This is a genomic window from Nonomuraea sp. NPDC050556, from assembly GCF_044457355.1.
In the GTDB taxonomy this organism is placed as follows: domain Bacteria; phylum Actinomycetota; class Actinomycetes; order Streptosporangiales; family Streptosporangiaceae; genus Nonomuraea.
The window spans coordinates 622,888-646,800 of the sequence record NZ_JBITGU010000006.1 but is presented as its reverse complement, the minus strand read 5'-3'; the positions used below and the strand labels follow the sequence as shown (position 1 = coordinate 646,800).

Below are 23,913 nucleotides of genomic sequence, written 5' to 3'. Positions count from 1 at the left end.
TTCCCCCAAGATGCCCGATCTTGCAAAATTTACTCTAGTTACTTTCATAAATGCGCGCTAGCCTCCAGCCAACTCGTTACGACTGGAGGTTGAGACGTGGTCGCATCCACGGCGTCGCCACCGCTGGAAGCTCCAGCGCGGACCCGTCCGCAGCGCCGGTCCATCGTCGACCGCCTCAGGCGGGATTGGACGCTGCTGGCGCTGTGCCTGCCAGGAGTCCTCTATTTCGTGATCTTCTTTTATATCCCGGTGCTCGGGAACGTGATCGCGTTCAAGGACTACGCGCCGTTCCTCGGCATCTCGGAGAGCCCCTGGGTGGGGCTGCAGAACTTCGTCGACCTCATGGCGGAGCCGGAGTTCTGGAGCGCGGTCAGCAACACCCTGCAGATCACCGTGCTGCAGCTCATCCTGTTCTTCCCCGCGCCGATCGCCCTGGCCCTGCTGCTGAACTCGCTGGTCGGACACCGGATCAAGAAGTTCATCCAGAGCGTGGTCTACCTGCCGCACTTCCTGTCGTGGGTGGTCGTCGTCTCGATGTTCCAGCAGGTCATCGGTGGTGCGGGAACGGTCAGCTCGTTCCTGAACTCGCACGGCATCACCATCGGCAACCTGATGTCCAACGCAGACACCTTCAAGCTGCTGGCCACCGCGCAGGTCATCTGGAAGGACTGCGGCTGGGGAACGATCATCTTCCTGGCCGCGATCACCGCCATCGACCTCGACAAGTACGAGGCCGCCGCCATCGACGGCGCCGACTGGAAGCGCCGCCTCTGGCACGTGACGCTCCCGGGCATCAGGTCGGTCATCCTCATGATGCTGATCCTGCGGCTGGGCGACATCCTGTCGGTCGGTTTCGAGCAGATGGTCCTCCAGCGCGAGGCCGTGGGCGCAGGGGCGTCCGAGGTCATCGACACCTACGTCTACTACCACGGCATCCGTGACGGCGACTGGGGGATGAGCACGGCAGCGGGCCTGATGAAGGGCGTGATCGGCGCCGCGCTCATCTTCGCGGCGAACAAGCTCGCGCACCGCTTCGGAGAGCAGGGGATCTACCGATGAGGCCACCGTGGATGGAGCGGCCGACCATTGCCGGCCGTTCGCTCAAGTTCGTCATCCTGACCGCGATCGTGCTGATCGTCCTGTATCCGTTCGGCCTGGCCGTCGGCACCAGCCTGATGGGGCGCGCGGAGAGCATCGCCAACGGCGGCAGCTACGTGCTCTTCCCCAACCACCCGACGCTGGAGGCCTACCAGCTCATCCTGTCGGGCGGCGCGGTGACCCGGTCGGTGCTGCTCACCATCGGCATCACGCTCGCGGGTACCGCGCTGAGCCTGATCTGCACGGTGTTCCTGGGCTACGCGCTGTCGCGCAGGGGGATGCTCGGCGGCAAGCCGATCCTGCTCATGGTGCTGGCCACGTTCCTGTTCAGCCCCGGCATGATCCCGAGCTACCTGATGGTCAAGGAACTCGGCATGATCGACACCTACCAGTCGCTCATCGTGCCCGTGCTGGTCAACGCGTTCAACGTGGTCGTGGTCAGGGCGTTCTTCCAGAACCTGCCCGACGAGCTGTTCGAGGCCGCGCGCATGGACGGCGCGAGCGAGTGGCGCATGTTGTGGCGCATCGCGCTGCCGCTGTCCAAGGCGGTGATCGCGGTCGTCGGGCTCTTCTACGCGGTCTCCTACTGGAACACGTTCTTCAACGCGATCCTCTACATCAACGACCAGACGATGCATCCGATCCAGGTCGTGCTGCGACAGTACATCTTCCGCGGCTCCGTCGCCCAGGGCACGGACGTCGCGATCGTGCGTGACCTGCCGGCCTCCTCGGTGCAGATGGCGGTGCTGATCATCGCGCTCGTGCCGATCCTGGCCGCCTACCCGTTCCTGCAGAAGTACTTCACCAAGGGCGTTCTCACCGGCGCCATCAAGGGCTGAACCCTCCCCACTCAGGAGAAACCATGTCTACAACCATGTCCCGTCGCGGTTTCCTCGGAGTCGCGCTCGCCGGAGTCACGGCCGCCGGGCTCGCCGCCTGCGGAGCCGGGGGAAGCGGTACGGCCGGCGCCAAGAAGGGCGGCGCCGACCTGTCGAAGAAGCTCAAGCTGCCCACGTTCGTGGCCGCCAAGATCCCGACGCCCGACCTGCCGATGGACGCCGGTCAGGACCCCGCGTACCTGAAGTACCCCGAGCAGCTGGTGAAGTCCGTCGCCACCCCGCCCGGCGACGGCAGCAAGATCACCTCGCTGACCCAGACGTGGGACGTGGCCCCGCCCACCGCCGACAAGAGCGCATATATCCAGGAGCTCAACAAGCGCCTCAACGCGCAGTGGGACATGAACATCGTGGTCGGCGACGGCTACCCCGACAAGTTCAACGCGATCATCGCCAGCGACGACCTGCCCGACCTGGTCTGGTTCCCGCCGAACCAGGGCCTGCAGCGCGTGCCCGAGCTGCTCGCGGCCAAGTTCCACGACCTGACCCCGTACCTCAGCGGCGACGCGGTCAAGAAGTACCCGAACCTGGCGAACCTGGGCGACGTGGCCTGGAAGTCAGCGGTCACCGACGGCAAGCTGTACGGCGTGGCCGTCTCCTACAGCCGCTTCGGCCAGGTCTATCTGACCAACGAGGACTACTGGGCGCCCGTCGGCGGCACCGCCTTCACCAGCGCGGACGACTACCTGGAGAAGGCCAAGCAGCTGCTCGACGTCAAGAAGAACAAGTACCCCCTCGAGCCGAGCTACTACAACCACGTGCACATGTTCAGCCACTGGTACGGCGCGCCGAACACGTGGCGGCTCACCGGCGGCAAGCTGACCCACCAGTTCGAGACGGCCGAATACCTGGCCGCGCTGGAGCTGGCGGTCAAGGCATTCAAGGCCAACCTCTTCTGGCCCGACCCCGCCCTGGCCACCATCAAGGACAAGGTCGCCAACGGCCAGATCGGCGCCTACGTGGAGTCGTTCCCCGGCTTCCTCAACGACGCCCGCACCCAGAAGTACAAGCTCGGCGCCATCGTGCCCTTCGCGGCCACCCCGAGCTCCAAGCCCGTCTACAACGCCGGTCTGGGCTCCGTCGGCTTCACCGCGATCAACAAGAAGGCCGACCCCAAGCGCATCGAGATGCTGCTCGGCGTGCTGAACTTCATGGCCGCGCCGTTCGGCACCGAAGAGAACCAGCTGGTCAACTACGGCGTCGAGGGCGTGCACTTCACCAAGAAGGACGGTGACCTGGCCTACACCGACAAGGGCACGGCCGAGGTTCCCACCACCCAGCAGCCGATCTCGTTCGTCATCGGCTCGCCGTCCGCGCTCTTCCTGCCGGGCCAGCCGGAGCGCACCAAGCTGATCCACGAGTTCGAGACCAAGGTCGCGCCCATGCTCCAGCAGCGCGTCACCACGGGCCACTTCTCCGACACCTTCACCCAGAAGGGCGGCGAGCTGAGCACCATGGCGACGGACTCGGTGGTCGACTTCGTGACCGGGCGCAGGCCGCTCACCGAGTGGCAGGACTTCGTGAAGAAGTGGCTGGACAAGGGCGGCGCCGCGATGAAGGCCGAGTACGAGGCCTCCATCGCCAAGGGCTGAGCCCCGCCGTACCCCTAGGAAAGGATCGAAGTGGAAGACCTGCGCATCGGAGTCATCGGGCTTGGCCTGCGGACGAACCTCGGGCTGGCCGCGCACCGGCCGGGCAGGGGCTCGGTCGTGGCCGCGATCTGTGACTCCGACCCGGCGGTGCTCAAGAGGCAGGCCGGGCGGTTCGAGGCAGAGCTCGTGACGGAGAACTACCGCGAGCTGCTCGACCGTAAGGACCTCGACGCGGTCGTCGTCATGACCCCCGACGACACCCACGAGACCGTCGCGATCGACGCGCTCCAGGCGGGCAAGGCCGTCTACCTGGAGAAGCCCATGCACATCACCGTGGAGGGATGCGACAACATCCTGCGCGCCGCGAAGGAGACCGGGACCCGGCTCTACGTGGGGCACAACATGCGGCACATGGGTGTCGTCAGGACGATGCGCGACATCATCCAGAAGGGCGTCATCGGCGAGCCGAAGACGGTCTGGGTACGGCACTTCGTGTCCTACGGCGGTGACTACTACTTCAAGGACTGGCACGCGGACCGCACCAGGACCACGGGCCTGCTCCTGCAGAAGGCGGCGCACGACCTCGACGTGATCCACTGGCTGGCCGGCGGGTACACCCAGCGGGTCAACGCGCTCGGCGACCTGATGCTGTACGGCGACCTGCCGCGCAGGGAGCCGGGCACGCCGCGGCCCGAGGGCTGGCTCAAGGAGTTCGAGTGGCCGCCCACCGAGCGGCGCAACCTCAACCACGTGATCGACGTCGAGGACGTCAGCGTGATGAACATGCGCCTCGACAACGGGGTGATCGCCGCCTACCAGCAGTGCCACTTCTCGCCCGACTACGTGCGCAACTACACGGTCATCGGCACCGAGGGCAGGCTGGAGAACTTCGGCGACAGCCCCGGTGACACGGTCAAGGTCTGGAACACCGGGCCGACCGGCTACCGCGACGACTGCGACATCGCCTACCGGGTGCCCGAGGCGCAGGGTGGTCACGGTGGCGCCGACCCCGGCATCATCGGCGAGTTCTGCAGGTTCGTCCGCGAGGGCGGGGTCACCGACACCTCGCCGGTGGCGGCCAGGATGAGCGTCGCCGCCGGATACATGGCGACCTTGTCGCTGCGTGACGGCGGCATGCCGTACGACGTGCCGCCGCTCGACCCGGAGCTGATCGCGTACTTCGACAACGGTCAAGCTGGATGACCCGGTATCACCTGCGTTATCAGGTCTTTCCCGGTCAGGATCCGGCTGAGCTGGCTGCCTTCTGCCTCGAACGCGGGGTGGAGGAGGTGGTGCTGATGTTCGGCGCCGAGGAGCTGCATGCCGGGCACACCGTTGGCGTCGGGGAGGATCTGTGGTTCGAGACGGTGCGGGATGCCCGGGATGTTCTTCATGGTGAGGGCATCTCGGTCAGTCTCAATCCGTGGGTGACCGTCGGGCACGGCGACCGCGGGCGCGAGGAGGATCTCGGCTTCGCGCCGCTCGTCTCGCCGACCGGTGAGGTGTCCACGGCGGCGGCTTCGCTTGCGTGTCCGGTCTTCCAGCAGTGGCTGGCCGGGCATTATGGGCGGTTCGCTGAGATCGGGTTCCGGGTGATGTGGCTGGAGGACGACTTCCGGTTCCACAACCACGCGCCGCTCACCTGGGGTGGCGGGTTCGAGCCCGAGATGCTGGAGCGGTTCGCGCTGCTGGCGGGGGAGAAGCCGTCGCGCGAGGAGCTGGTCGCGGCGGTCACGGCGCCTGGGGAGCCGCATCCGTGGCGGGCGCTGCTGCAGCAGACCTGGCGGGAGGCGCAGCTGGAGGTCGTCTCTCTCGTACGGCAGGCCGTCGCGGGGCGGGCCAAGCTGGGGCTCATGAGCTCGGGGCTGGGGATCGCCTCGGTGGAGGGGCGGCGCTGGGATCTGCTGTTCGACCAGGTCGAGGTACATCGGCCGCACTTCGCCTTTTATGGGGATACGCCGGGGCAGAACCTTGCCTACTCCTTCGGGATGTTGGAGCTTCAGCGGGCGCTCCGGCCTGCTGGGGTCGAGGTCGCGCCCGAGGTGGAGAACTGGACGCATACCGAGTGGCGCAAGTCGGACACCCAGACGTGGTCGGAGATGGTCACCGCGCACCTGTCGGGGGCCTCGTCGTTGCTGCTCGACGTGTTCCCGTTCGTCACCGGTTCTCCCGGGCGATATCCGCGGATCGGGCGGATGCTCACGGCGTCCCGGCCCGCGCTCGACGCGACGGTCACGCCGTCGCTGGTCACGCATGGGGTGGGTATTCCGTGGTGGCAGGACGCGGCCGCGTCCGTGCAGGGTGACGGGACGCTGGACGGGCTCGACACCTCGCCGTTGCGTGCCGCGGAGTTCCTGCTGTCGTACGGCGTGCCGATCCAGGCTGGGGTCGCGCCGGTGACCGCGTTGTTCGGTGAGGTGGCTTGGGCGGTGCCTGATCCGCTGGAGCTGTTGCGGGGGAGCGTGCTGCTCGACGGGACGGCCGCTTCGATCCTCGCCCTTCGAGGGTTCGGGTCGTTGCTGGGTGTTGAGGTTGTCGAGGTGGTGGGGCGGTCGGAGGTTTCGCGGCAGCCGTACAGCTTGGAGCGGGTTTGTGATGGGGGCGCTCTGTTGAGCGTGAACGTGCAGCCTGCTGTGGCTCGGTTGGTGGCGGATCCGGCGGCTGAGGTGTGGACGGAGATCCTCACGCCGCGTGGGGAGCATTGGGGGGCTGGGCGGGTCGGGTTCGTGAACGCTTTGGGTGGGCGGGTGTTCACCATGGCGGCTACGGCGCCGGAGAAGCTCGGTCGGTGTGACGACGGGCAGCGGTTGGCGCAGGAGGCTGTGCGCTTCCTGGGCGGTGTGCTTCCCATGGTCACGGGTGGGCCGCACCTGATTCCGCAGTACGCCAGGGTGGGCGACCGGTGGCGCCTCGCGATCGCGAACGGCTCAGCAGACCCAGCCCACATCACCATCACCCTCCCAACCCCTTCGGAAACCCTCTTGGGAACCCCAGCCCCCTCCGAAACCTTCTCGGGGGCCCTAACCCCCTCGGAAAGCCCGACTCTCTCGGGGTCCCTAACCTCCTTGAGGTCGGTCACCCCAATGGGAGCTGATGTCCCTTTGGGGCCGAGTGCCATGTTGTTGGTGCCTTTGAAGGTGCCGCAGCCGGTCGGGGTCAGGTGTGAGGGCGGTCGCCTGACGGTTGAGGCCGAGGTGCCGCATCGGGGGTTCGTGCTGGTCGACTGGACCTGAGCTGCTGCGCCAGCCAAGGCAACGCCTGCGGCAGCTCCCTGTTCCACGTGTCGAAGTTGTGCCCCCCGCTGGGCAGGATCAGCGACGAAGCCTGCATCGGCGGCTTCACCGCCGCCAAGAACCGCAACGTGGCCCCGTAGTCGCTCTCGCCCACCTTGCTGCTCGTCACCAGCACGTTGACCGGCGGCGCGGGAAGGTGGGCGAGCCGCCACATGAGATTGTTCTCCTGCTCCAAGCCCTTGCGCCCCCCGAACAGATCCCCCGTGGTGCTGTCGAGGATCGTCCGGAAATATCCGGACAAGGACACGGCGGCCGTGTACGCCGACGGCTGCCGCATCGCCATCTTCAACGCGCAGAACCCCCCGGTGGACCCGCCCAGGATCCCCCAGTCCGCCGTCGAAGACCCCACCCGGAACGACGCCGCCATCGACTGCTTCACGTCCTTGGTGAAATACGTCTCCACCTGCGGCCCCCCGGGCACGTCGATGCACTCCGTGTCCCGCGGCGGCGCCACGCTCGGCCGCATCATCACCAGCACCGTCGGCTGCGCCTCGTGCGCCGCGATCGCCTTCGCCATCCGCCCAGGCAGGTCCATCCTGGTCATCAGGTTGCGCGCGTCCCCCGGATAGCCGGTGAGCGCGAGGATGACGGGGAACCGTTCAGACTTCTTCGTGAAATAGGCGGTGGGAAGGAACACGTAGGCAGGCGCGGTGATACCGGTGGTCGCGCCGGGAATGAGCACCTGCTCGATCCGTCCGCCCTTGACCGCCCGGCTGTCGAGCACCTTCACCGCCGCCCCCGCCCCACCCGCCGCGATGATCGGCGCACCGGCCGCGGCGGCGCCCGTGCCGAACAGGTCGTCCCAGGAGCCGTAGAAGCCGCCCCACGCGTTCAGCACGAGCCCGAGCGCGACCAGGGTGAGCGCCTGGTTGGCGACGAGCACTCCCACGCGCCCCGTGACGGCCCGCCACGAACGCCCGCCCAGGCGCGGCCACCACCACACCGTGGCCACCACGGCAACCACCGCGAGCAGGGAGAACAGGAGCTGGAGCTTCGTCGATGTCAGTCCCACACGATCCAGGCTTACCCGAAGCTGAATAAGAGCTGAGTTAACGAGGAGATTACCTGGGCCGTCCTATCGTCCTCCCGTGAAGCGTGCTTGGGTGCCGGCAGCGGCCGGCTACACGTCCCTGCTCATCGGGGCGCTCGACATCCTGGGTGCGGTCAATCCGTACTTCAGGCACAGCAGGTTCGGCGCGCTCGCCGGCCAGCTGCCCGGCATGGTCACCACGCTGGCAAGGGCCTCAACGCTGGTGATCGGCATCCTGCTGGTGATGATCGCGCACGCGCTGCGGCGCAGGAAGGCGCGGGCCTGGCGGGCGGTGGTGATCCTGCTTCCGGTCGGCGTGCTCGTCGGCGCGCTGCACTGGCGCCATCCGATCAGCGCGGCCATCAGCCTGCTGCTGCTCGCCGTACTGGTAATAACGCGCAAGGAGTTCTACGCGCTGCCCGACCCGCGCTCGCGGTGGCGGGCGCTCGGGAACCTGGCTGCCCTCGGCGTACTCGACCTGGGGGTCGGCTGGCTGCTCGTCGGGGGTCACGCCGGCGTGGGCGAGCGTTTCCAGCAGGTGCTGCTCGGGCTCGTCGGCCTCGTGGACTTCCCGAGCGACCGCGTCTACTACTCGCTGGCCGCGCTCGGCGCGCTCACCGCCGTCACGACGCTCTTCCTCGCATTGCGGCCGGAACGGCCGGTGGCCGTACTTTCCGCGGACGACGAGTCGCGGCTTCGTGCCCTGCTCGATCGGTACGGCTCGCGCGACTCGCTCGGCTACTTCGCGCTGCGCAGGGACAAGAGCGTGATCATGTCGCCGACCGGCAAGGCGGCCGTCGCCTACCGGGTCGTGTCCGGCGTCATGCTGGCCAGCGGCGACCCGATCGGCGACCCGGAGGCCTGGCCAGGGGCGATCAAGCGGTTCATGGAGGAGGCGGCCAGGCACGCCTGGGTGCCTGCGGTGATCGGCTGCAGCGAGGCCGGTGGCGAGGTGTGGACCAGGGTCGGCGGGCTGTCCGCACTGGAGATCGGCGACGAGGCGGTGGTCGAGGTCGCCGACTTCACCCTGGACGGCCGGGCCATGCGCAACGTGCGGCAGATGGTGAACCGGGTCTCGCGCGCCGGGTACGTCTGCGCCATCCGCCGGGCGGCGGACCTGCCGGTGAAGGAGCTGGAGGAGATCGTCCAGGCGGCGGACTCGTGGCGCGGGTCCTCGACCGAGCGCGGGTTCTCGATGGCGCTCGGCCGGTTCGGCGACCCGGACTGCGTGGTGGCGACCGCGCACAAGGACGGGCGGCTCAGGGCGGTCCTGCAGTTCGTCCCGTGGGGGCCTTCCGGCATCTCCCTCGACCTCATGCGCCGCGACCGTACGGCGGAGCCGGGCCTGAACGAGCTGCTCATCGTCAGGACCCTGGAGGCGTGTTCCACGTTGGGAGTGCGTGAGGTGTCCCTGAACTTCGCGATGTTCAGGGCAGCCCTGGCCCGCGGGGAACGCCTGGGCGCCGGCCCCGTGCTCCGTACGTGGAGGGGTTTGCTGGTCTTCCTGTCGAGATGGTTCCAGATCGAGTCCCTGTACCGGTTCAACGCCAAGTTCCGCCCGATCTGGGAGCCGCGTTTCGTCGTCTACCCGGCGGCGCGCGACCTGCCCAGGATCGGGGTGGCGTCGCTGCAGGCGGAGGCGTTCATCCCGTCGTTTACTCCGTTGAAGCGGGTGTGGGCCTCGGCTAGCGTGCTCTCACACCGGAAGGGAGCACACATGACACGAGCCCTGGGCGCCTAGCAGGGGACGACGCCGACGCCAGTGCGGCGGATGGACATCTACCGGTGGCACGCGGGGCGACCTTCGTGACAGTGACCGAGACAAATCCACAACCTCGGTCGTGGTCCGGATCCCCATGGGTGGGGTGAAGCTGGAACCGGAAGTAATCGCTGTTCAGCGGTGAATCGATCCCTCCTCCGTCCAAGCCTGGGACCCCTCGTGGGGAGAGCAGACGGAACCCTGCACCTCCGAGTTGAAGATCCACTTCAACTTTCGGAGGGCACCATCAGCCGGGCGACCGAGAACACCGGTTTCACCTGCGAGCGTTGCGGCCATCGGGTCGCGCCGCTGCGCAACGGCAGCTATCGCAACCACTGTCCAGCGTGCCTGCACTCCAAGCACGTGGACCTCCGTCCGGGCGACCGCGCGTCGCCGTGTCAGGGCCTCATGGCGCCCGTTCGGCTCGACCACCACTCGGCCAAGGGCTACATGGTCGTGCACCGCTGCCTGGCGTGTGGCCTTGTCGGCCGTAACCGGATCGCGGACGATGACGCGCTGGATCAGCTGATCAGCCTCATGAGGTGAAATATCCGGCGCCACTCGGGAACTCGGGTGGCGCCGGGGGACAGTCCCAAGGTGTGGATATGTCAATACGTGCCCGGATCAGGGATGGGGATCAGGATGCCTTCGCGCAGCTCTTCGACGAGTGTGCGCGGGCGGTCTACAACCATGCCTACCGGCTGACCGGCAACTGGTCGAGCGCCGAGGACGCGGTCTCGCTGACCTTTCTCGAGGCGTGGCGGCTGCGCGGGCGGCTCGATCCGGACGGCGGGTCGCTCAGGCCGTGGTTACTCGCCATCGCCACCAACGTGACCCGCAACACCCGCCGGGCCGCCCGCCGCTATGACGACGTGCTGGCGCGGGCGCCGCGCGGCGATGCCGTACCCGACTTCGCCGACGAGGTGATCGGGCGCATCGACGACGCCGCCAAGCTGGCCGCCGTCCAGGCCGCCTACCGGTCGCTGCGCAGGCAGGAGCAGGACGTGTTCGCGCTGTGCGTGTTGTCGGGGCTGGAGTACGGCGAGGCGGCGGAGGCGCTCGGCATCCCGGTGGGGACCGTACGGTCCCGGCTGTCGAGAGCGCGGAAGAAGCTGGGGGAACTCGGTGATCCCTCGCGACAGGAAAGAGATGACCGCGGCCACGCGGTCCGGTCCGCGAAGGAGGGCACCCTGTGAACATCCCCGATGAACGTGATCTTCCTTTGGGCCGGCATCAGCAACTCAAGGAGTTCGTGATGACCGAGATCCAGAACACCGCTCCCCGCCGTTCCCTCTTCCGTCCGGCCGTCCTGGCCCCGGTGCTCGGGCTGGCTGCGGCCGCTGCGGTGGCGATTCCCCTCCTGATCGGTGGCGGGGCCCCGGCTTATGCGATCGCGAAGAACCCTGACGGGACGTTGAGCATCACCTTCAACGACGTCAAGAACGCTAAGGGGCTGGAGTCCGACCTGCGGGCGATGGGATACGACATCAAGGTCGACTACGTGCCGGACGGCAAGCAGTGCAGCCCGAAGCCGCGCAGCCAGAGCTGGGTGCCCAAGGACGAGCAGGCGCTCATCCCGTTCCCCCCGACGTTCGATCCGGGGGAGCCCGCGTTCCCGCTCGATCCCCGGGTCATCAAGGAGGGGCAGGTCGGCGTGCTCATGCTCAGCCTCAGCGACGACGACCGGCTCCTCGGGACCTGGGCCCGCGTGTCCAACGGCCCGGTGGCCGACTGCACGCTCGTCGACTCCGACGGCGCCCCGCTCACCAACGAGTACTGACCCAGTGGGGGGTACGGCAGGCAGGCCATCTCGCGCCTGCCGTACCCCCCATGAAGACGGGTCCCTCAGGAAGTAGCCCTTTGGGGTGGCGTGCCCTTTGGGGTGGCGTGCCCTTTGGGGTGGCGCGCCCTTTGGGGTGGCGCGCCCTTTCGCGGGGCGGGCCTCCTTGAAGGGGTCAGCGCTCTGCCTCGTGGGGGTCCTTTTCCAGGTCGGGGAACGGGGAGGGCTCGGGGATCTTGGCGGTGAGCTGGCGGGGGCCGTTCACCTTCTCGGCGTCCCGAGCGTCCGCCACCGCCTCAGCGGCCGCCTCCGCCGCCCGCGCGATCTCCGTGTCCGCCTCCGCCGACCGCTCCCCCTCCGTGCTGGCAATACGCGGCAACGCCTCGGTGAACGCCTTCGACACCCCCTGCAACGCGGACGTCACCTCGCTAGGGATCACCCACATCGTGTTGTTGCCCTGCGCCAGCTGCGGCAGCACCTGGAGGTACTGGTAAGCGAGCAACTTCGGGTCAGGGTCGTTGCGGTGCACCGCCTGGAAGACCTGGTCGATCGCGCGGGACTCACCCTCGGCCTTGAGGATCGCCGCCGTACGCTGGCCCTCCGCCCGCAGGATGGCGCTCTGCTTGTCGCCCTCCGCCGTGAGGATCTGCGACTGCCGCTGCCCTTCGGCGTTGAGGATGGCGGCGCGCTTGTCCCGCTCGGCGCGCATCTGCTTCTCCATCGCGTCCTTGATGGTCTTGGGCGGGTCGATCGCCTTGACCTCGACGCGGTTGACGCGGATGCCCCACTTGCCGGTCGCCTCGTCGAGCACGCCGCGCAGCTGGCTGTTGATGGTGTCGCGGGAGGTGAGCGCCTGCTCCAGGTCCATCGAGCCGACCACGTTACGCATGGTCGTGACGGTCAGCTGCTCGACCGCCTGGATGTAGTTGGCGATCTCGTAGGCGGCCGCGCGCGGGTCGGTGACCTGGAAGTAGAGGACGGTGTCGATCTCGACGACCAGGTTGTCCTCGGTGATGACCGGCTGCGGGCGGAAGGTCACGACCTGCTCGCGCAGGTCGATCATGGGGTAGACGCGGTCGACGTAGGGGATGACGAAGTTCAGTCCGGGCTTGAGCGTACGGCTGTAGCGTCCCAGCCGTTCGACGTTGCGCGCCCGAGCCTGCGGGACGATGCGCACCGTGCGCAGCACGGTGAAGACCGCGAAGAGCGCGATCACCAGTCCGACGACCAGCAGCTCCATATGATCACTCCCGGGGGTAGACGAGAGCCGTGGCTCCCTCGATCTCGATGACGTCGACGGTCGCCCCTGCCGGTATGACCAGGGTTTCGTCGTAGGCGCGCGCCGACCATTCCTCGCCGCCGAGCCTGATGCGCCCCTCGCGCCCGGTGACTTCCCGCACCACGTAGGCGGGTTTGCCGACGAGCGCGTCGACGCCGAAGCGCTGCAGCGGGGGTTGCTTGATGTGGCGGATCGCGATGGGCCTGACGACGAGCAGCCCCGCCGCCGACGAGGCGGTGAAGAGGAGGAGCTGCAGGGGAACGGGGAGCCCGACCGCGGCGCCGAGAGCGGTGAGAAGGGACGCTCCGGCCAGCAGGCCGAGCGCCGTGGTGAGGGTGAAGATCTCGGCCACGCCGAGCACGACAGCGAGGATTATCCAGATGACCCATTCATCCATGCTCCGGCCCTCCTGACAGGTAAACGGGCCTACGGCTCGAGGAGGTTCCCCCTTCTACCGTAATCCTCTAATTACTGCTGCGGCAGGGTCGGTGGCGGTGCGGGTTGCACCCACCCGGTCTTGGGGGTCGGGTCGTAGAGGGCGCTGCCGAGCTGCCACTTCTCCCAGGGGAGCTGCCAGAACCCCCAGCCGTTGTTCCATTCGAGCTCCCGGCTGGTCCCGGTGATCGTTACCGGATCGCCGCGCAGGGAGGTCGTGAAGAACCAAGCGGCCTGGTCGGGACGGGAGTTGATGCACCCGTGGCTGACGTTGGCGCGGCCCTGGGCCCAGACGTTGTTCTTGGCGTGCACGTATTCGCCGCTGTTGGAGATGCGCACCGCGTGGGAGATCATCACGTCGTAGAAGCCGGGATCGCCCTTCTCGCGCCCCGGCGAGATCATCCTGACCGGGTTGCCCTTCTCCATGGTCAGGTGCACGCCGCTGGTCGTGGTGTATTCGCGGGTGGTGGCCATGCCCGCGCTGATCGCCATGCGCTGCACGACGGCGCCGTTCTTGCGCACCACCATCTGGTGGGTCTTGGTGTCGACGGTGCTGATCTGCTTGCGCCCGACGGTGAAGGCCAGCTCGTGGTCCTCCGTACCGACGACGCCCGGGGCGGCGCGGACCCCGGACAGGTGCGCGACGAAGGTGACCTTCTGCTTCGGCGTCCAGTATTTGCGGGTGCGGTAGACCACCTGGGTGTCGCTGATCCACCGCCAGGCGCCCTCGGCTGGTTTGGCGGTGGTGACCTCCAGGGCCCGTTCGACGGCCGGCCTGTCCTGGATCGCGGTGTCGAAGGTGACGATGATCGGCATGCCGACCCCGACGCTCTCGCCGGGCAGCGGCGAGACGGACAGCACCTTGAACGTGCGCTCGGCCGCGCGGGTGCGGAACCGCCCGGCCGCCATCGTCGATGGGCCGCTCGCCCCGTCGGCCGTGGCGGTCACCGAGTATTCGGCGCCGGGACGCAGCGCCCAGTCGGAGCGCCACAGGGTGCCCGTCTCGTCGACGCGGCCGGTGACCGGCGCGCCGTCGACGTAGGCGAGCACCTTGGCCAGCTTGCCGCCGCTCGCCTTGACCACGAGCCCGCGGTCGGTGCGGGCGCGTGGCGCGTCGAAGGCGGGGGCGACGGCGATGACCGGCGGCGCCTGCTCGACGGGCGTGCCGGCGGTGACCGAGCTGCAACTGGTTGTCAGGAGTAGGGCGCTGAGGATGAACGCCGCGGCACGCCGCATCTCGCTCCTGCTCTTCAAGGGACCGGGGAGGTCCTAAGAGTAGCGGCGAGTCACGGGCTAAGCACGTCAAGTCACCTATCGGATTGTTCCGGAAACTTCCCCCAGGCTGAGCGCTCCGGCCGTGGCCCTGATCGTCACGGTGTCGCCGTTCTCCAGGAAAGCCCTGGTCGTGCCGTCGGCAAGCTTGATCGGCTCTGTGCCGTTCCAGGTGAGCTCGATGAAGGAACCGCGCTGATCCGGCTGCTCGCCGGAAATTGTGCCGCTGGCGTAAAGGTCTCCGGTGCGGAGCGTCGCGCCGTTCACCGTCATGTGCGCGAGCATCTGGTCCGGCGTCCAGTACATGCCCTGGTACGGCGGGCGGGAGATGATCTCGCCGTTCAGCTCGACCTCCAGCGTGACGTCGAGCCCCCAGTCCTCGGCACGCCGCAGGTAGTCGAGCGGCGCCGGGTCCTGGACCCGCCCGGGGATCCTGGGCAGCGCCTCCAGCGGCGTCACCCACGGCGAGATCGACGTGGCGAACGACTTGCCCAGGAACGGGCCGAGCGGGACGTACTCCCACGCCTGGATGTCGCGCGCGCTCCAGTCGTTGACCAGCGTCACGCCGAACACCCGCTCCTCGAAGGAGGCGCCGTCCGGCGAGCCGACCACGAAGCCCAGCTCGGCCTCGATGTCCAGCTTGGCCGTAGGTCCGAAGACGCCCATGCGGACCTGGCCGTGCGGCCTGGTCACCGGGGTGCCGGAGACGACGACCGTGCCCGCCCTGCCGTGGTAGCCGACGGGCAGGTGGCGCCAGTTGGGCTTGAGCGGCTCCTCGTCCGGCCTGAACATCCTGCCCAGGTTGGAGGCGTGCTCGATGGAGCAGTAGAAGTCGACATAGTCGGCGACCTCGAACGGCAGGTGCAGCGTCACCTGGTCGAGCGGGACCAGGTGGGTCGCCGTGACGGCGAGGTCGGTCGAGAGCTTCTGCCGGATCAGCGCCCGCGTCTCGCTCCAGGCCCGATGGCCGCGCGCCATGAAGGCGTTCAACGACGGGGTGGCGAAGACCTCGTCGTGGAGGGCGGCGGTGAGGTCGAGCACGCTGTCCTCGAAGCGCACACCCACCCGGGGCGCCTCGTCGCCGCGGGAGAAGACCCCATAGGGCAGGTTGTCGATCCCGAAGCTCATAGCACTCCCAAGGTGGTCAGATCGTCGATCGGGGTGCTCGTGCTGCACGAGCCGTAGCTCACCAGCAACTGCCGCGCCCTCTTGGCCGTCACGTCGGGTACGGCGTGCGCCAGCCGTACCAGCTCGCCCACGTCCGTGCTGCTCAGCACCGGCGCCGGGTCCCGCTCCTCGACAGCCTCGCAGACGGCGAGCACCAGGTTGAGGAAGCCGTGCCGGTCCACGCCGAGCGCGGGGTCGAAGTGGCGCACCGCGTTGTGCAGCCCGGCCGTGGCCTTGAACCGCACCCCGTTGGCCACGCAGGTCGTGATGAAGTGCGCCAGGTCGTCCACCGAGGGGAACGCGTCGGCCGTCAGACCGCCGCACCGCACCTTCAGCCCGGTCTGCACCGGCCCGTCAGCCTTCGCCGGGGGGATCTCGACGAAGAGCGCGACGTCCGGAGGCAGGTCCAGCCGCGCGGCCAGGTCGTCGACCGACGTGTCCTGCGGGAGCCGTACCTCCACGATGTCCACCGGGAGACCGTCCAGCGACGGCACCGACGGGGTGTCCACGATCAGGCCGATCCGGCGAGGTCGCGCCCCCGAGCGGCGCAAATCGTCGAGTCGGCTGGACGGGCACAGGAAGCGGTGCGTCAGCACCGGGCTGGCGATGGCGGCGTCACGCTCGTGCCTGGCCAGCGCCTCGTCGAGGGGCAGTGCGGTGGGGGGAAAGAGGCCCGCGTCGTCCACCAGAGCGGTGAAGAGGGGGTTCATCGTGCCCAGGTCCAGGCGTAGCCGGGGTCCTCGCACGACAGCGCGCCCCTGCCCAGGTCGAGCGGGCGGAACGTGTCGACCATGACGGCCATCTCGCTCGTGTGGGTCGCCCCGGCGGCGATGACCGCCTCGACGGCTCCCGGCTGCGGCCCGTGGGTGAACCCGGCCGGGTGCAGCGAGATCGAGCCGACGTCGATCCCCGAGCCGGCGCGCGCCGAGTAGTCGCCGCCCACGTAGAACATGAACTCGTCGGAGTCCACGTTGTGGTGGTTGTAGGGGATCGGCACCGCGTCCGGGTGGAAGTCGAGCGGGCGCGGCATGAACGAGCAGACCACGAAGCCGGGGCCCTCGAACGTCTGGTGGACCGGCGGCGGCGCGTGGGTGCGCTTCACGATCGGCTCGAAGTCGTTGATGTTGAAGGCGTACGGGTAGAGGTAACCGTCCCAGCCGACCACGTCGAACGGGTGGTTGCGGTAGACGAGCCTGGTCAGCCCCCCTCTGGTACGCACCAGCACGGGGACCTCCTCGCCGTCCGCCAGCAGCGGCTCCTGCGGGGTGCGCAGGTCGCGCTCGCAGTAGGGGGCGTGCTCCAGGAACTGGCCGTACTGCGACAGGTAGCGCTTGGGCGGCCTGATGTGCCCGGCGGCCTCGATGACCAGCGCGTTGACCTGCCCGCTGGGCACCCAGCGGTGGATCGTGCCGGTCGGGATCACGACGTAGTCGCCCTCACCGGCCTCGATCGCGCCGTAGGAGGACTCGAAGCGTACGGAGCCGCTCTGGATGTACACGCACTCGTCGCCCTTGGAGTTGCGGTACAGCTCGCTCGGCCGGTCGCTGGTGGCGTACGACAACCGGACGTCGTTGTTGCCGCTGAGCAGCATCCGGCCGGTCACGAGGTCGCCGGAGGTCGCGAGGTCCTGGGTGCGGAAGTGGCGCGGAGACAGCGGCAGGTTGGGCGTGAGCGCCTCGCTGACCAGCGGTTCGACGGCCTCGGCCTTGATGATCGCCGTGGGCAGGTACTGGTGGTAGAGCAGGGAGGAGTCCGAGGAGAAGCCCTCCTCGCCCATCAGCTCCTCTGCGTAGAGGCCGCCGTCCGGCTTCCTGAACTGCACATGGCGCTTGCGGGGGATCTCGCCGACCACACGGTAGTAAGGCATCGTTTCTCCGTCCGTTTACCGGACACTCTTGTCCTCTATGTGTAACTACCGTACATGTCAGGCAAGGGTCGTGGCCAGTTCGTCGGCTGCCTTGACCACCCGGGGGCCCGTCTCGGCGTTGAGCGGCCCGAAGGTGACGACCCCGACGGACGCCTCCAGCCACGGCAGCCCGGTCACCGGCGCCGCGATGCCGTGCGCGCCTTCCTGAAGCTGCCCCTGAGTCACGAAAAAACCGTCTCTGCCGGAGCGAAGCGCCAGGATCGCCTGGCCCGCCGCACCCTTCGAGAGGGGATGCCGCGAGCCCTCCCGGTAGGCGACGTGCATGTTCGTCCACGACGGTTCGACCACCGCCACGGCCAGCCCGTCGCCGCCCTCGGCCACGGTCAGGTGCGCCGTCGCGCCCACCTCCTCGGCGAGCCTGCGCAGCGTCGGCAGCGCGGCGGCGCGCAGCAGCGGCTGCACCGCCTGCGCGAGCACCAGCACGCCGAAACCCAGGTGCACCTTGCCCTCGGAGTCGCGCCTGACGAAGCCCTCGCTCATCAGCGTCGTGAGCAGGCGGTAGACGACGGGACGGCTCAGCTCCAGCGCGGTCGCGAGCTCGGTCGGGGTGCGCCCGCCCTGCCCGTCGGCGAGCAGTCTGAGCAGGTGGAGCCCGCGCTCCAGGGTCTGGGCGGATTCAGCGGCCATAGCTTGATTATCTAACCGTGAGGGTAGGTAAGCGGATAGTGAGCCGGAGGGAGGATCATGCAGCCGAAGTGGTGGATGGCGTTGGCCGCCGTCGCTCTTTACGCCCTCGTCCCGTGCGCGCCCTCGGTGAGCGCGCAGAGCCGCCCTTCACCCGCGCCGCCACAGCCGCCGGTGAACGTGGTGGAGAACACGTTCTACGTCACGCAGGGCGTCGAGGTGGACGACCGGTTGCTGCCCCTGGACTCCTTCGACATCCCGGCCGCGTCACTGGCCCCCGGGGTGGGTTTGGATCAGAGCGGCCTCCTGTACGGCAAGCCAGAGCGACCCGGCACCTACACGACGCCCATCAAGCTGTGCAGGGGTCTGGTGTGCGTGGAGGAACGCGTCACGATCATCGTGCACCGCAACATCCCTTGGCAGCCGGGAGAGCTGACCTTCCCCGGCCAGGTGGGCACCGCGCTGACCGGCCAGATCGCCATCAACGGCGGCCCATCCGGCGTCCTCCCCACCTTCACCGTGACCAACAGCACCTCCCTCCCCCAGGGGATGGCCATCGGCCCTGACGGCCACGTGAGCGGCACCCCCAAGGTGGCGGGGATCTCGGACATCCCGGTCCGCATCTGCCTGGCGGGTAACTGCGCAGGGGTAGTGGTCCGCCTCATCGTCGTATAGACCCTCAGGACCTCAAGAACCCCGCCACCCCATGATCTTGGGGTTGGGTTGATGGAGAGGGTCTTCGAATCTCTTCTTGCCTTCAGGGGAGGGCTTCGCCGTACCTTGGGGTCATGAAATCGGTCATTGTGGTCGGAGCTGGTATTTGGGGGTCGTCGTTGGCGTTGCGGCTGGCCGAAACCGGCTGGCAGGTGACGCTCGTCGAGCAGCACAAGCCCGGTCATGTACGGCAGGCCAGCGCAGGCGAGACCCGGTTGCTCAGGAGCTCCCACGGCACCGACGACTGGTACGCCAAGCTCGCCTGGAAAGCACGGGAAGGCTGGCAGCGCCTGGGCCAGCGGGTCGGTGAAGACCTCTACCTGGAAGCCGGGCTCCTGTGGTTCGCCCAGGACCCCGAAGGCTGGGAGAAAGCCAGCGCGGGCACGCTCGACAAGCTCGGCATCCCGTACGAGATCCTCGACCCCGAGGAAGGCGCCAGGTTCTTCCCCGACTACCGCCCCGACGGCCTGGCGTTCCTGCTCAGGGAGCCCCACGCCGGAGTGATCAGGGCCCGCCGCGCCACCCAGGTGACCGCGCGCCTGGCGACCAACGCCGGTGTCACGCTCGTCCACGGCAGGGCGCAGCCGTACGGCAAGGCAGTCAAGGTAGGCGAGGACGTGCTCACCGCCGACAAGGTGGTGTGGGCGGGCGGCGCCTGGATGGGCGAGCAGTTCGACCTCCCCCTGACCGTCACCAAGCAGGACACCCTGCACTGGGCCGTCCCCAGCGAGTGGACCGTCCCCGGCACCCCCGCCTGGATCGACTACGACGCCTCCGCCTATGGGCACGGCGACGTCGACGGCGTCGGCATGAAGACCACCTCAGACGAGGAAGGCGCCCCCTTCGAACCGGAACACGGCCGCAGGACCGTGGACGAGGCGTCGGTCAAGCAGGCGAGCTCCTACCTGGAACGCAGGTTCCCCGCGCTCGCCGGGTCGAAGGTGCTGTTCAGCCAGGTCTGCCAGTACGCGCTCACCCCGGACGCGGAGTGGATCATCCACGAGGTGGAGCCCGGCGTGTGGGTGTTCGGCGGCGACTCAGGACACGGGTTCAAGCACGCGCCCGCACTGGCCGAGTACGTCGCGTCGGTCGTCGACGGCGACCAGGCGCCGGAGCAGCGGTTCGGGCTGCACGAGCGCACCCCGTCACGCGGGCTTCGCACCAGCGGCAGAGTCGCGGGCTGACGGCGCGCGCAGGTTGCGCACCCCGGGCGAGAGCAGCGCGGCGAGCGTCGACAGCACGACGAGCGCCGCGCACCCGAGCATCGCGTTCTTCGGCCCGACCAGCGCCGCCGCAGGTCCGGCGAGCATGAGCCCGACCGGGCCGAACATCAGCGACCCGAGCGCGTCGTAGGAGCTCACCCGCGACAGCGCCTCTGGCGGCACCTCACGCTGCAACGTGGTCTGCCAGAGCACGCCGAAGACGTCGAAGCAGATGCCCAGCAGGAACGCCCCGATGACGATCGTCCACAGCGGCGCGCTCAGCGCGAGCAGCACGTACGGCAGGACCACGGGGAAGCACATCAGCGTGCCGAGCAGGATGGGACGCGAGGGACGCAGCCGCATCGCGACCAGCACGCCCACGATCGTCCCCACCGCCTCCCCGGCCAGGATCAGCGACCAGTCGCGCGCGCCGCCCATCTCCGTCTTGGTGATCAGTGGGCCGAGCACGCCGTGCGCGGCCTGCAACCCCAGGATGAGTACGGAGAACTGGGCGACCACCACCCACAACCACTGGCGCGAGCTGAACTCGCGCCACCCCTCGCGTAGGTCGCCGAAGACGGAGTGACGTTCCGCGGAGGGCGGCGCAGGGGTCAGCCGCAGCGCGGCGATGAGCACGGCGGCCACGGCGAACATCGCGCCGCTCACCGCCAGCGCCCATCCGCCGCCGACGAGGACGACGGTCGCGCCGCTCAGCACGGCCCCGGCGACCCTGGAGGTGTTGGCGCCCAGCCCCAGCAGCGCGTTCCCGGTCTGCAGCTTGTCGGCCGGCACGACCTCGGGGATGATCCCGGTCAGCGCCGGGAAGAAGATCGCCATCGCGACGCCGGTGGCCGCGGCGGCCGTGGCCAGCGCGGGCAGCGGGGTCCATCCGGTGAGCAGCATGGCGGCCAGGCTGGAGAAGGCGATCGAGTTGATCGCCATGCCGGTCATCATCACCCGGTTCCTGGGCAGCCGGTCCGCGATGACCCCGCCCACCAGCATGAAGAGCACCATCGGCAAGGACTCCGCGGTCAGCACCACGGACAGGGTCGTCGCCGTCGCCCCTGGCAGCCCCAGGACGCCGAAGGCGAGGGCGACCGGCGCGAAGGCGCTGCCGAGCACGGAGATCGTCCGCGCCGAGAAGAGAAGGGCGAAACGCCTGTCACGCAGAAGCCTGAAGCTGTGCATTCCACCCATCATTGCTGGTCCGGGAAGCGATGTCGCCAGCATTTCGGGCGACACACAGACAGCGAACGGGCCAGGCTCGGAAGCCTGGCCCGTTCCGCCGTCGTACGGCCCGCCATGTCAGACGATCGCCCGGCGCTTGAGGCCGGTCAGCCCTGCGACGATCAGCGCCGCGGTGAGCGCGATCATGATGGCCGGCGCGGTGGCGCTGAACTCGCCGCCGCTGACCACCATCGGCAGGTTCGGGAAGGGCACGAAGTACTTGGCGATCCAGTAGTCGATGCCGATGATCGGCCCGAGCACCTCGCCGAAGAGGTTGACGAAGAGGAACGCCGCCCAGCTGACGGCGGCGGCCGCCTTGGGCAGCAGGCCGAAGGCGAGCACGCCCAGACCGGCCAGGACCCAGACGGCGGGGATCTGCACCAGCGCGCCGGCCAGCACCTTGCCCGGCGAACCGGCCAGGGCGCCCATGGTGGCCCCGGCGACCACCATGATCAGCGCGCTGCCGCCCATGGCGAAGACCAGGTGCGAGACGGCCCAGCGCAGGCGGCTGACCGGGGTGGTGAGCAGCAGTTCCGCGTGTCCGGCCGTCTCCTCCGCGCGCAGCCGTAGCAGCGAGACCAGCGGGTAGAGCGCGGCGACGTAGCCGAGGCTCAGCAGGATCAGCCACAGGTAGGCGTCCGTCGTGGTGGCGTCGGGCGAGGCGGTGTAGCGGTTGAAGAACTCCTGCACCGAGGCGCCCTGCTTGGACACCTGCGGGATCGAGACGGCCAGCGCGCCGAACACCAGACCGGCGACCGCGTAGCCGATGGTCCAGCCGGTCAGGAGGCCGCGCTGCAACCGCCAGGCCAGCGCGATCGGGCTGGTCAGGCTCCTGGAGCCCGCGGGACCCGGCCGCTGCGGGATGAGGCCGTGCCCGAGGTCGCGGCCAGCCGCCAGCCTGTAGGCGACGGCCAGGCCGAGACAGAAGAGGGCGACGCTGAGCAGCAGAACGGCCAGGTTGTTGGTTCCGTACGGCTTGACCAGGTGGCTCCAGCCCTGCGGCGAGATCCACTTGAGCGCCTGCACCCCGCTGCCGTCGGCCACGAAGCGCAGCGTGTAGCTGACGCCGAGGACGATCGCGCCCAGCCCGATGGCGGCCCGAGCGCTCTCGGTGAGCTGGGCGGCGACCGCGCCGACGCCGGTGAAGGCCAGGCCGACACCGGCCACGGCGGCGCCGAAGGCCAGCGAGCCCGTCGTGTCGAAGCCCATCTTCAGCATGCCGACCGCGGTGAGCAGCCCGGCGAGCACCACGGAGGCGCTGGTGACGATGACGGTGGCGGTCAGCTGGGCGAACCGGCCCACGACGGCCGAGCCGACGAGCTCGGCCCTGCCCGTCTCCTCTTCCTTGCGCGTGTGCCTGACGACCGTGAGCAGGACGACCAGGGCGAGGATCGTGTAGATGGCGTCGGCGTTCTTCCATACGGCCATGCCGGCGATCGTGGGGGAGTAGACCTCGCCGGCGAAGGCGGTCAGTGCCTTGTTGGCCGCCATCTCGCGGGCGAAGTCGCCGACCGCCTGCGCGGTCGGGAAGTTCTGCATGTAGCGGTTGGCCTGCCCGGCCGCGAGCGAGACCAGCAGCAGGATCCACAGCGGGGTGATCAGCCGTTCGCGCCGGAGGATCAGCTTGGTGAGAGTCCAGGTCCCGGTCATCACTTGCTCCCGTAGTGGCGCATGAACAGGTCTTCGAGGGTGGGCGGCTGGCTGGTCAGGCTGAGGATCCCGGCCTCGGCCAGCCGTACCATGGTCTTGTCGAGGAAGCGGTCGTCGACCTGGAAGGTCAGCCTGCGCCCGTCGACGGTCAGGTTGGCGACGTCGGGCAGCTCGGGGCGCGGCCCGGAGAGCTCGGCGGTGACGGTGGTCATCGTCAGGTGCCGCAGCTCGCTCAGCGTGCCCGACTCGACGGTACGGCCGGCCCTGATGATGCTGACCCGGTCGCAGAGCGCCTCCACCTCGCTGAGGATGTGGCTGGAGAGCAGCACCGTCCGCCCGCGCTCCTTCTCCTCGGCCACGCACTGCTGGAAGACCGCTTCCATCAGCGGGTCCAGGCCCGAGGTCGGCTCGTCCAGGATGAGCAGCTCGGCGCCGGAGGAGAACGCGGCGACCAGGGCGACCTTCTGCCTGTTGCCCTTGGAGTAGGTTTTGGCCTTCTTGCGCGGGTCCAGCTCGAACCGCTCCAGCAACTCGTCGCGCCGGTCCTTGGCCAGGCCGCCGCGCAGCCTGCCCAGGAGGTCGATCACCTCGCCGCCGGTGAGCGACGGCCAGAGGTTCACGTCGCCGGGCACGTAGGCGAGGCGCTTGTGCAGCTCGGTGGCGTCCTTCCAGGGGTCGCCGCCCAGCAGCCTGGCCGTGCCGCCGGTGGCCCGCATCAGGCCGAGGAGGATGCGGATCGTGGTTGACTTGCCGGCGCCGTTGGGGCCGAGGAAGCCGTGCACCTCGCCGGTCCTTACCGTCAGGTCCAGCCCGTCGAGCGCCTGTGACCTGCCGAAACTCTTCCGAAGCCCCACTGCTTCAATCGCGTTTTCCATGCCTTGAACGTTAGAAATGATCAGCTTGGGGTGGTATCGGACATCTGCCCTATTGTCACGTCGGTAACAACGTCGGACACGGAATGTGCAGGC

The 23,913-nt window shown here is 68.7% G+C and carries 22 protein-coding genes; 11 read left to right on the top strand and 11 right to left on the bottom strand.

Annotated elements, in window-relative coordinates:
- Nucleotides 1–96: 96 nt before the first annotated feature.
- From ACIBG8_RS49765 to ACIBG8_RS49745, 5 genes are read left to right on the top strand one after another with little or no spacing between them, the layout of a single operon-like run.
- Entirely contained in the window at nt 97–1,059 is a 963-nt protein-coding gene (locus ACIBG8_RS49765) for an ABC transporter permease (protein WP_397350362.1), read from the top strand.
- Nucleotides 1,056–1,937 (top strand): carbohydrate ABC transporter permease, encoded by an 882-nt coding sequence (locus ACIBG8_RS49760; protein WP_397350361.1) that lies wholly within the window; start codon nt 1,056–1,058, stop codon nt 1,935–1,937. The genes ACIBG8_RS49765 and ACIBG8_RS49760 overlap by 4 nt, the downstream gene beginning before the upstream one ends.
- A gap of 23 nt (nt 1,938–1,960) precedes the next feature.
- Nucleotides 1,961–3,586, top strand: coding sequence for a hypothetical protein (locus ACIBG8_RS49755; RefSeq protein WP_397350360.1), 1,626 nt, complete (start codon nt 1,961–1,963; stop codon nt 3,584–3,586).
- A 30-nt stretch (nt 3,587–3,616) separates the two neighbouring features.
- Complete coding sequence (locus ACIBG8_RS49750; RefSeq protein ID WP_397350359.1) at nt 3,617–4,789, top strand: Gfo/Idh/MocA family protein; 1,173 nt, start codon at nt 3,617–3,619, stop codon at nt 4,787–4,789.
- A complete protein-coding gene (locus tag ACIBG8_RS49745) occupies nt 4,786–6,819 on the top strand; it encodes a hypothetical protein (protein WP_397350358.1) in 2,034 nt (677 codons plus the stop codon). Before ACIBG8_RS49750 ends, ACIBG8_RS49745 begins: the two co-directional genes overlap by 4 nt.
- Here ACIBG8_RS49745 and ACIBG8_RS49740 read toward each other — a convergent pair.
- Entirely contained in the window at nt 6,743–7,891 is a 1,149-nt protein-coding gene (locus tag ACIBG8_RS49740; protein ID WP_397350357.1) for an alpha/beta hydrolase, read from the bottom strand. The two genes, ACIBG8_RS49745 and ACIBG8_RS49740, sit on opposite strands and share 77 nt — an antisense overlap.
- Before the next feature lie 76 nt (nt 7,892–7,967).
- Here ACIBG8_RS49740 and ACIBG8_RS49735 point away from each other — a divergent pair, with 76 nt between their 5' ends.
- From ACIBG8_RS49735 to ACIBG8_RS49720, 4 genes are all read left to right on the top strand, one after another.
- Entirely contained in the window at nt 7,968–9,650 is a 1,683-nt protein-coding gene (locus ACIBG8_RS49735) for a phosphatidylglycerol lysyltransferase domain-containing protein (RefSeq protein ID WP_397350356.1), read from the top strand.
- Nucleotides 9,651–9,809: 159 nt separating this feature from the next.
- Nucleotides 9,810–10,214 (top strand): RNHCP domain-containing protein, encoded by a 405-nt coding sequence (locus ACIBG8_RS49730; protein WP_397350355.1) that lies wholly within the window; start codon nt 9,810–9,812, stop codon nt 10,212–10,214.
- 59 nt (nt 10,215–10,273) lie between these two features.
- Entirely contained in the window at nt 10,274–10,864 is a 591-nt protein-coding gene (locus tag ACIBG8_RS49725) for an RNA polymerase sigma factor (RefSeq protein ID WP_397350354.1), read from the top strand.
- Nucleotides 10,865–10,923: 59 nt separating this feature from the next.
- A complete protein-coding gene (locus tag ACIBG8_RS49720) occupies nt 10,924–11,448 on the top strand; it encodes a hypothetical protein (protein WP_397350353.1) in 525 nt (174 codons plus the stop codon).
- A gap of 175 nt (nt 11,449–11,623) precedes the next feature.
- Here the strand turns inward: ACIBG8_RS49720 and ACIBG8_RS49715 are convergent, their stop codons facing one another.
- From ACIBG8_RS49715 to ACIBG8_RS49685, 7 genes are all read right to left on the bottom strand, one after another.
- Complete coding sequence (locus tag ACIBG8_RS49715; RefSeq protein ID WP_397350352.1) at nt 11,624–12,688, bottom strand: SPFH domain-containing protein; 1,065 nt, start codon at nt 12,686–12,688, stop codon at nt 11,624–11,626.
- A 4-nt stretch (nt 12,689–12,692) separates the two neighbouring features.
- A complete protein-coding gene (locus tag ACIBG8_RS49710) occupies nt 12,693–13,124 on the bottom strand; it encodes an NfeD family protein (RefSeq protein WP_397350351.1) in 432 nt (143 codons plus the stop codon).
- Between the two features lie 71 nt (nt 13,125–13,195).
- On the bottom strand, nt 13,196–14,398 hold the full coding sequence (locus ACIBG8_RS49705; protein WP_397350350.1) for an Ig-like domain-containing protein: 1,203 nt from the start codon (nt 14,396–14,398) through the stop codon (nt 13,196–13,198).
- Between the two features lie 75 nt (nt 14,399–14,473).
- Complete coding sequence (fahA, locus tag ACIBG8_RS49700) at nt 14,474–15,562, bottom strand: fumarylacetoacetase (protein ID WP_397350349.1); 1,089 nt, start codon at nt 15,560–15,562, stop codon at nt 14,474–14,476.
- The gene (locus tag ACIBG8_RS49695) at nt 15,559–16,311 is read right to left on the bottom strand and encodes a hypothetical protein (RefSeq protein WP_397350348.1); all 753 of its coding nucleotides are present in this window, start codon (nt 16,309–16,311) and stop codon (nt 15,559–15,561) included. The genes fahA and ACIBG8_RS49695 overlap by 4 nt, the downstream gene beginning before the upstream one ends.
- Complete coding sequence (locus tag ACIBG8_RS49690; protein WP_397350347.1) at nt 16,308–17,468, bottom strand: homogentisate 1,2-dioxygenase; 1,161 nt, start codon at nt 17,466–17,468, stop codon at nt 16,308–16,310. The genes ACIBG8_RS49695 and ACIBG8_RS49690 overlap by 4 nt, the downstream gene beginning before the upstream one ends.
- Nucleotides 17,469–17,525: 57 nt before the next feature.
- Nucleotides 17,526–18,155: an IclR family transcriptional regulator gene (locus ACIBG8_RS49685; RefSeq protein ID WP_397350346.1), complete on the bottom strand. Its 630-nt coding sequence runs from the start codon at nt 18,153–18,155 to the stop codon at nt 17,526–17,528.
- A gap of 57 nt (nt 18,156–18,212) precedes the next feature.
- On the opposite strand from ACIBG8_RS49685, the gene ACIBG8_RS49680 reads away from it, so the two are divergent.
- A complete protein-coding gene (locus ACIBG8_RS49680) occupies nt 18,213–18,827 on the top strand; it encodes a hypothetical protein (RefSeq protein ID WP_397350345.1) in 615 nt (204 codons plus the stop codon).
- Between the two features lie 113 nt (nt 18,828–18,940).
- Entirely contained in the window at nt 18,941–20,050 is a 1,110-nt protein-coding gene (locus tag ACIBG8_RS49675; protein ID WP_397350344.1) for an NAD(P)/FAD-dependent oxidoreductase, read from the top strand.
- On the opposite strand, the gene ACIBG8_RS49670 is transcribed toward ACIBG8_RS49675, so the two are convergent.
- The 3 genes from ACIBG8_RS49670 to ACIBG8_RS49660 form a co-directional block, all read right to left on the bottom strand.
- On the bottom strand, nt 20,012–21,256 hold the full coding sequence (locus tag ACIBG8_RS49670; RefSeq protein WP_397350343.1) for an MFS transporter: 1,245 nt from the start codon (nt 21,254–21,256) through the stop codon (nt 20,012–20,014). The genes ACIBG8_RS49675 and ACIBG8_RS49670 overlap by 39 nt on opposite strands.
- Nucleotides 21,257–21,373: 117 nt before the next feature.
- On the bottom strand, nt 21,374–22,945 hold the full coding sequence (locus ACIBG8_RS49665) for an ABC transporter permease (RefSeq protein ID WP_397350342.1): 1,572 nt from the start codon (nt 22,943–22,945) through the stop codon (nt 21,374–21,376).
- Nucleotides 22,945–23,820, bottom strand: coding sequence for an ATP-binding cassette domain-containing protein (locus tag ACIBG8_RS49660; protein ID WP_397350341.1), 876 nt, complete (start codon nt 23,818–23,820; stop codon nt 22,945–22,947). The genes ACIBG8_RS49665 and ACIBG8_RS49660 overlap by 1 nt, the downstream gene beginning before the upstream one ends.
- Between the last annotated feature and the right edge of the window lie 93 nt (nt 23,821–23,913).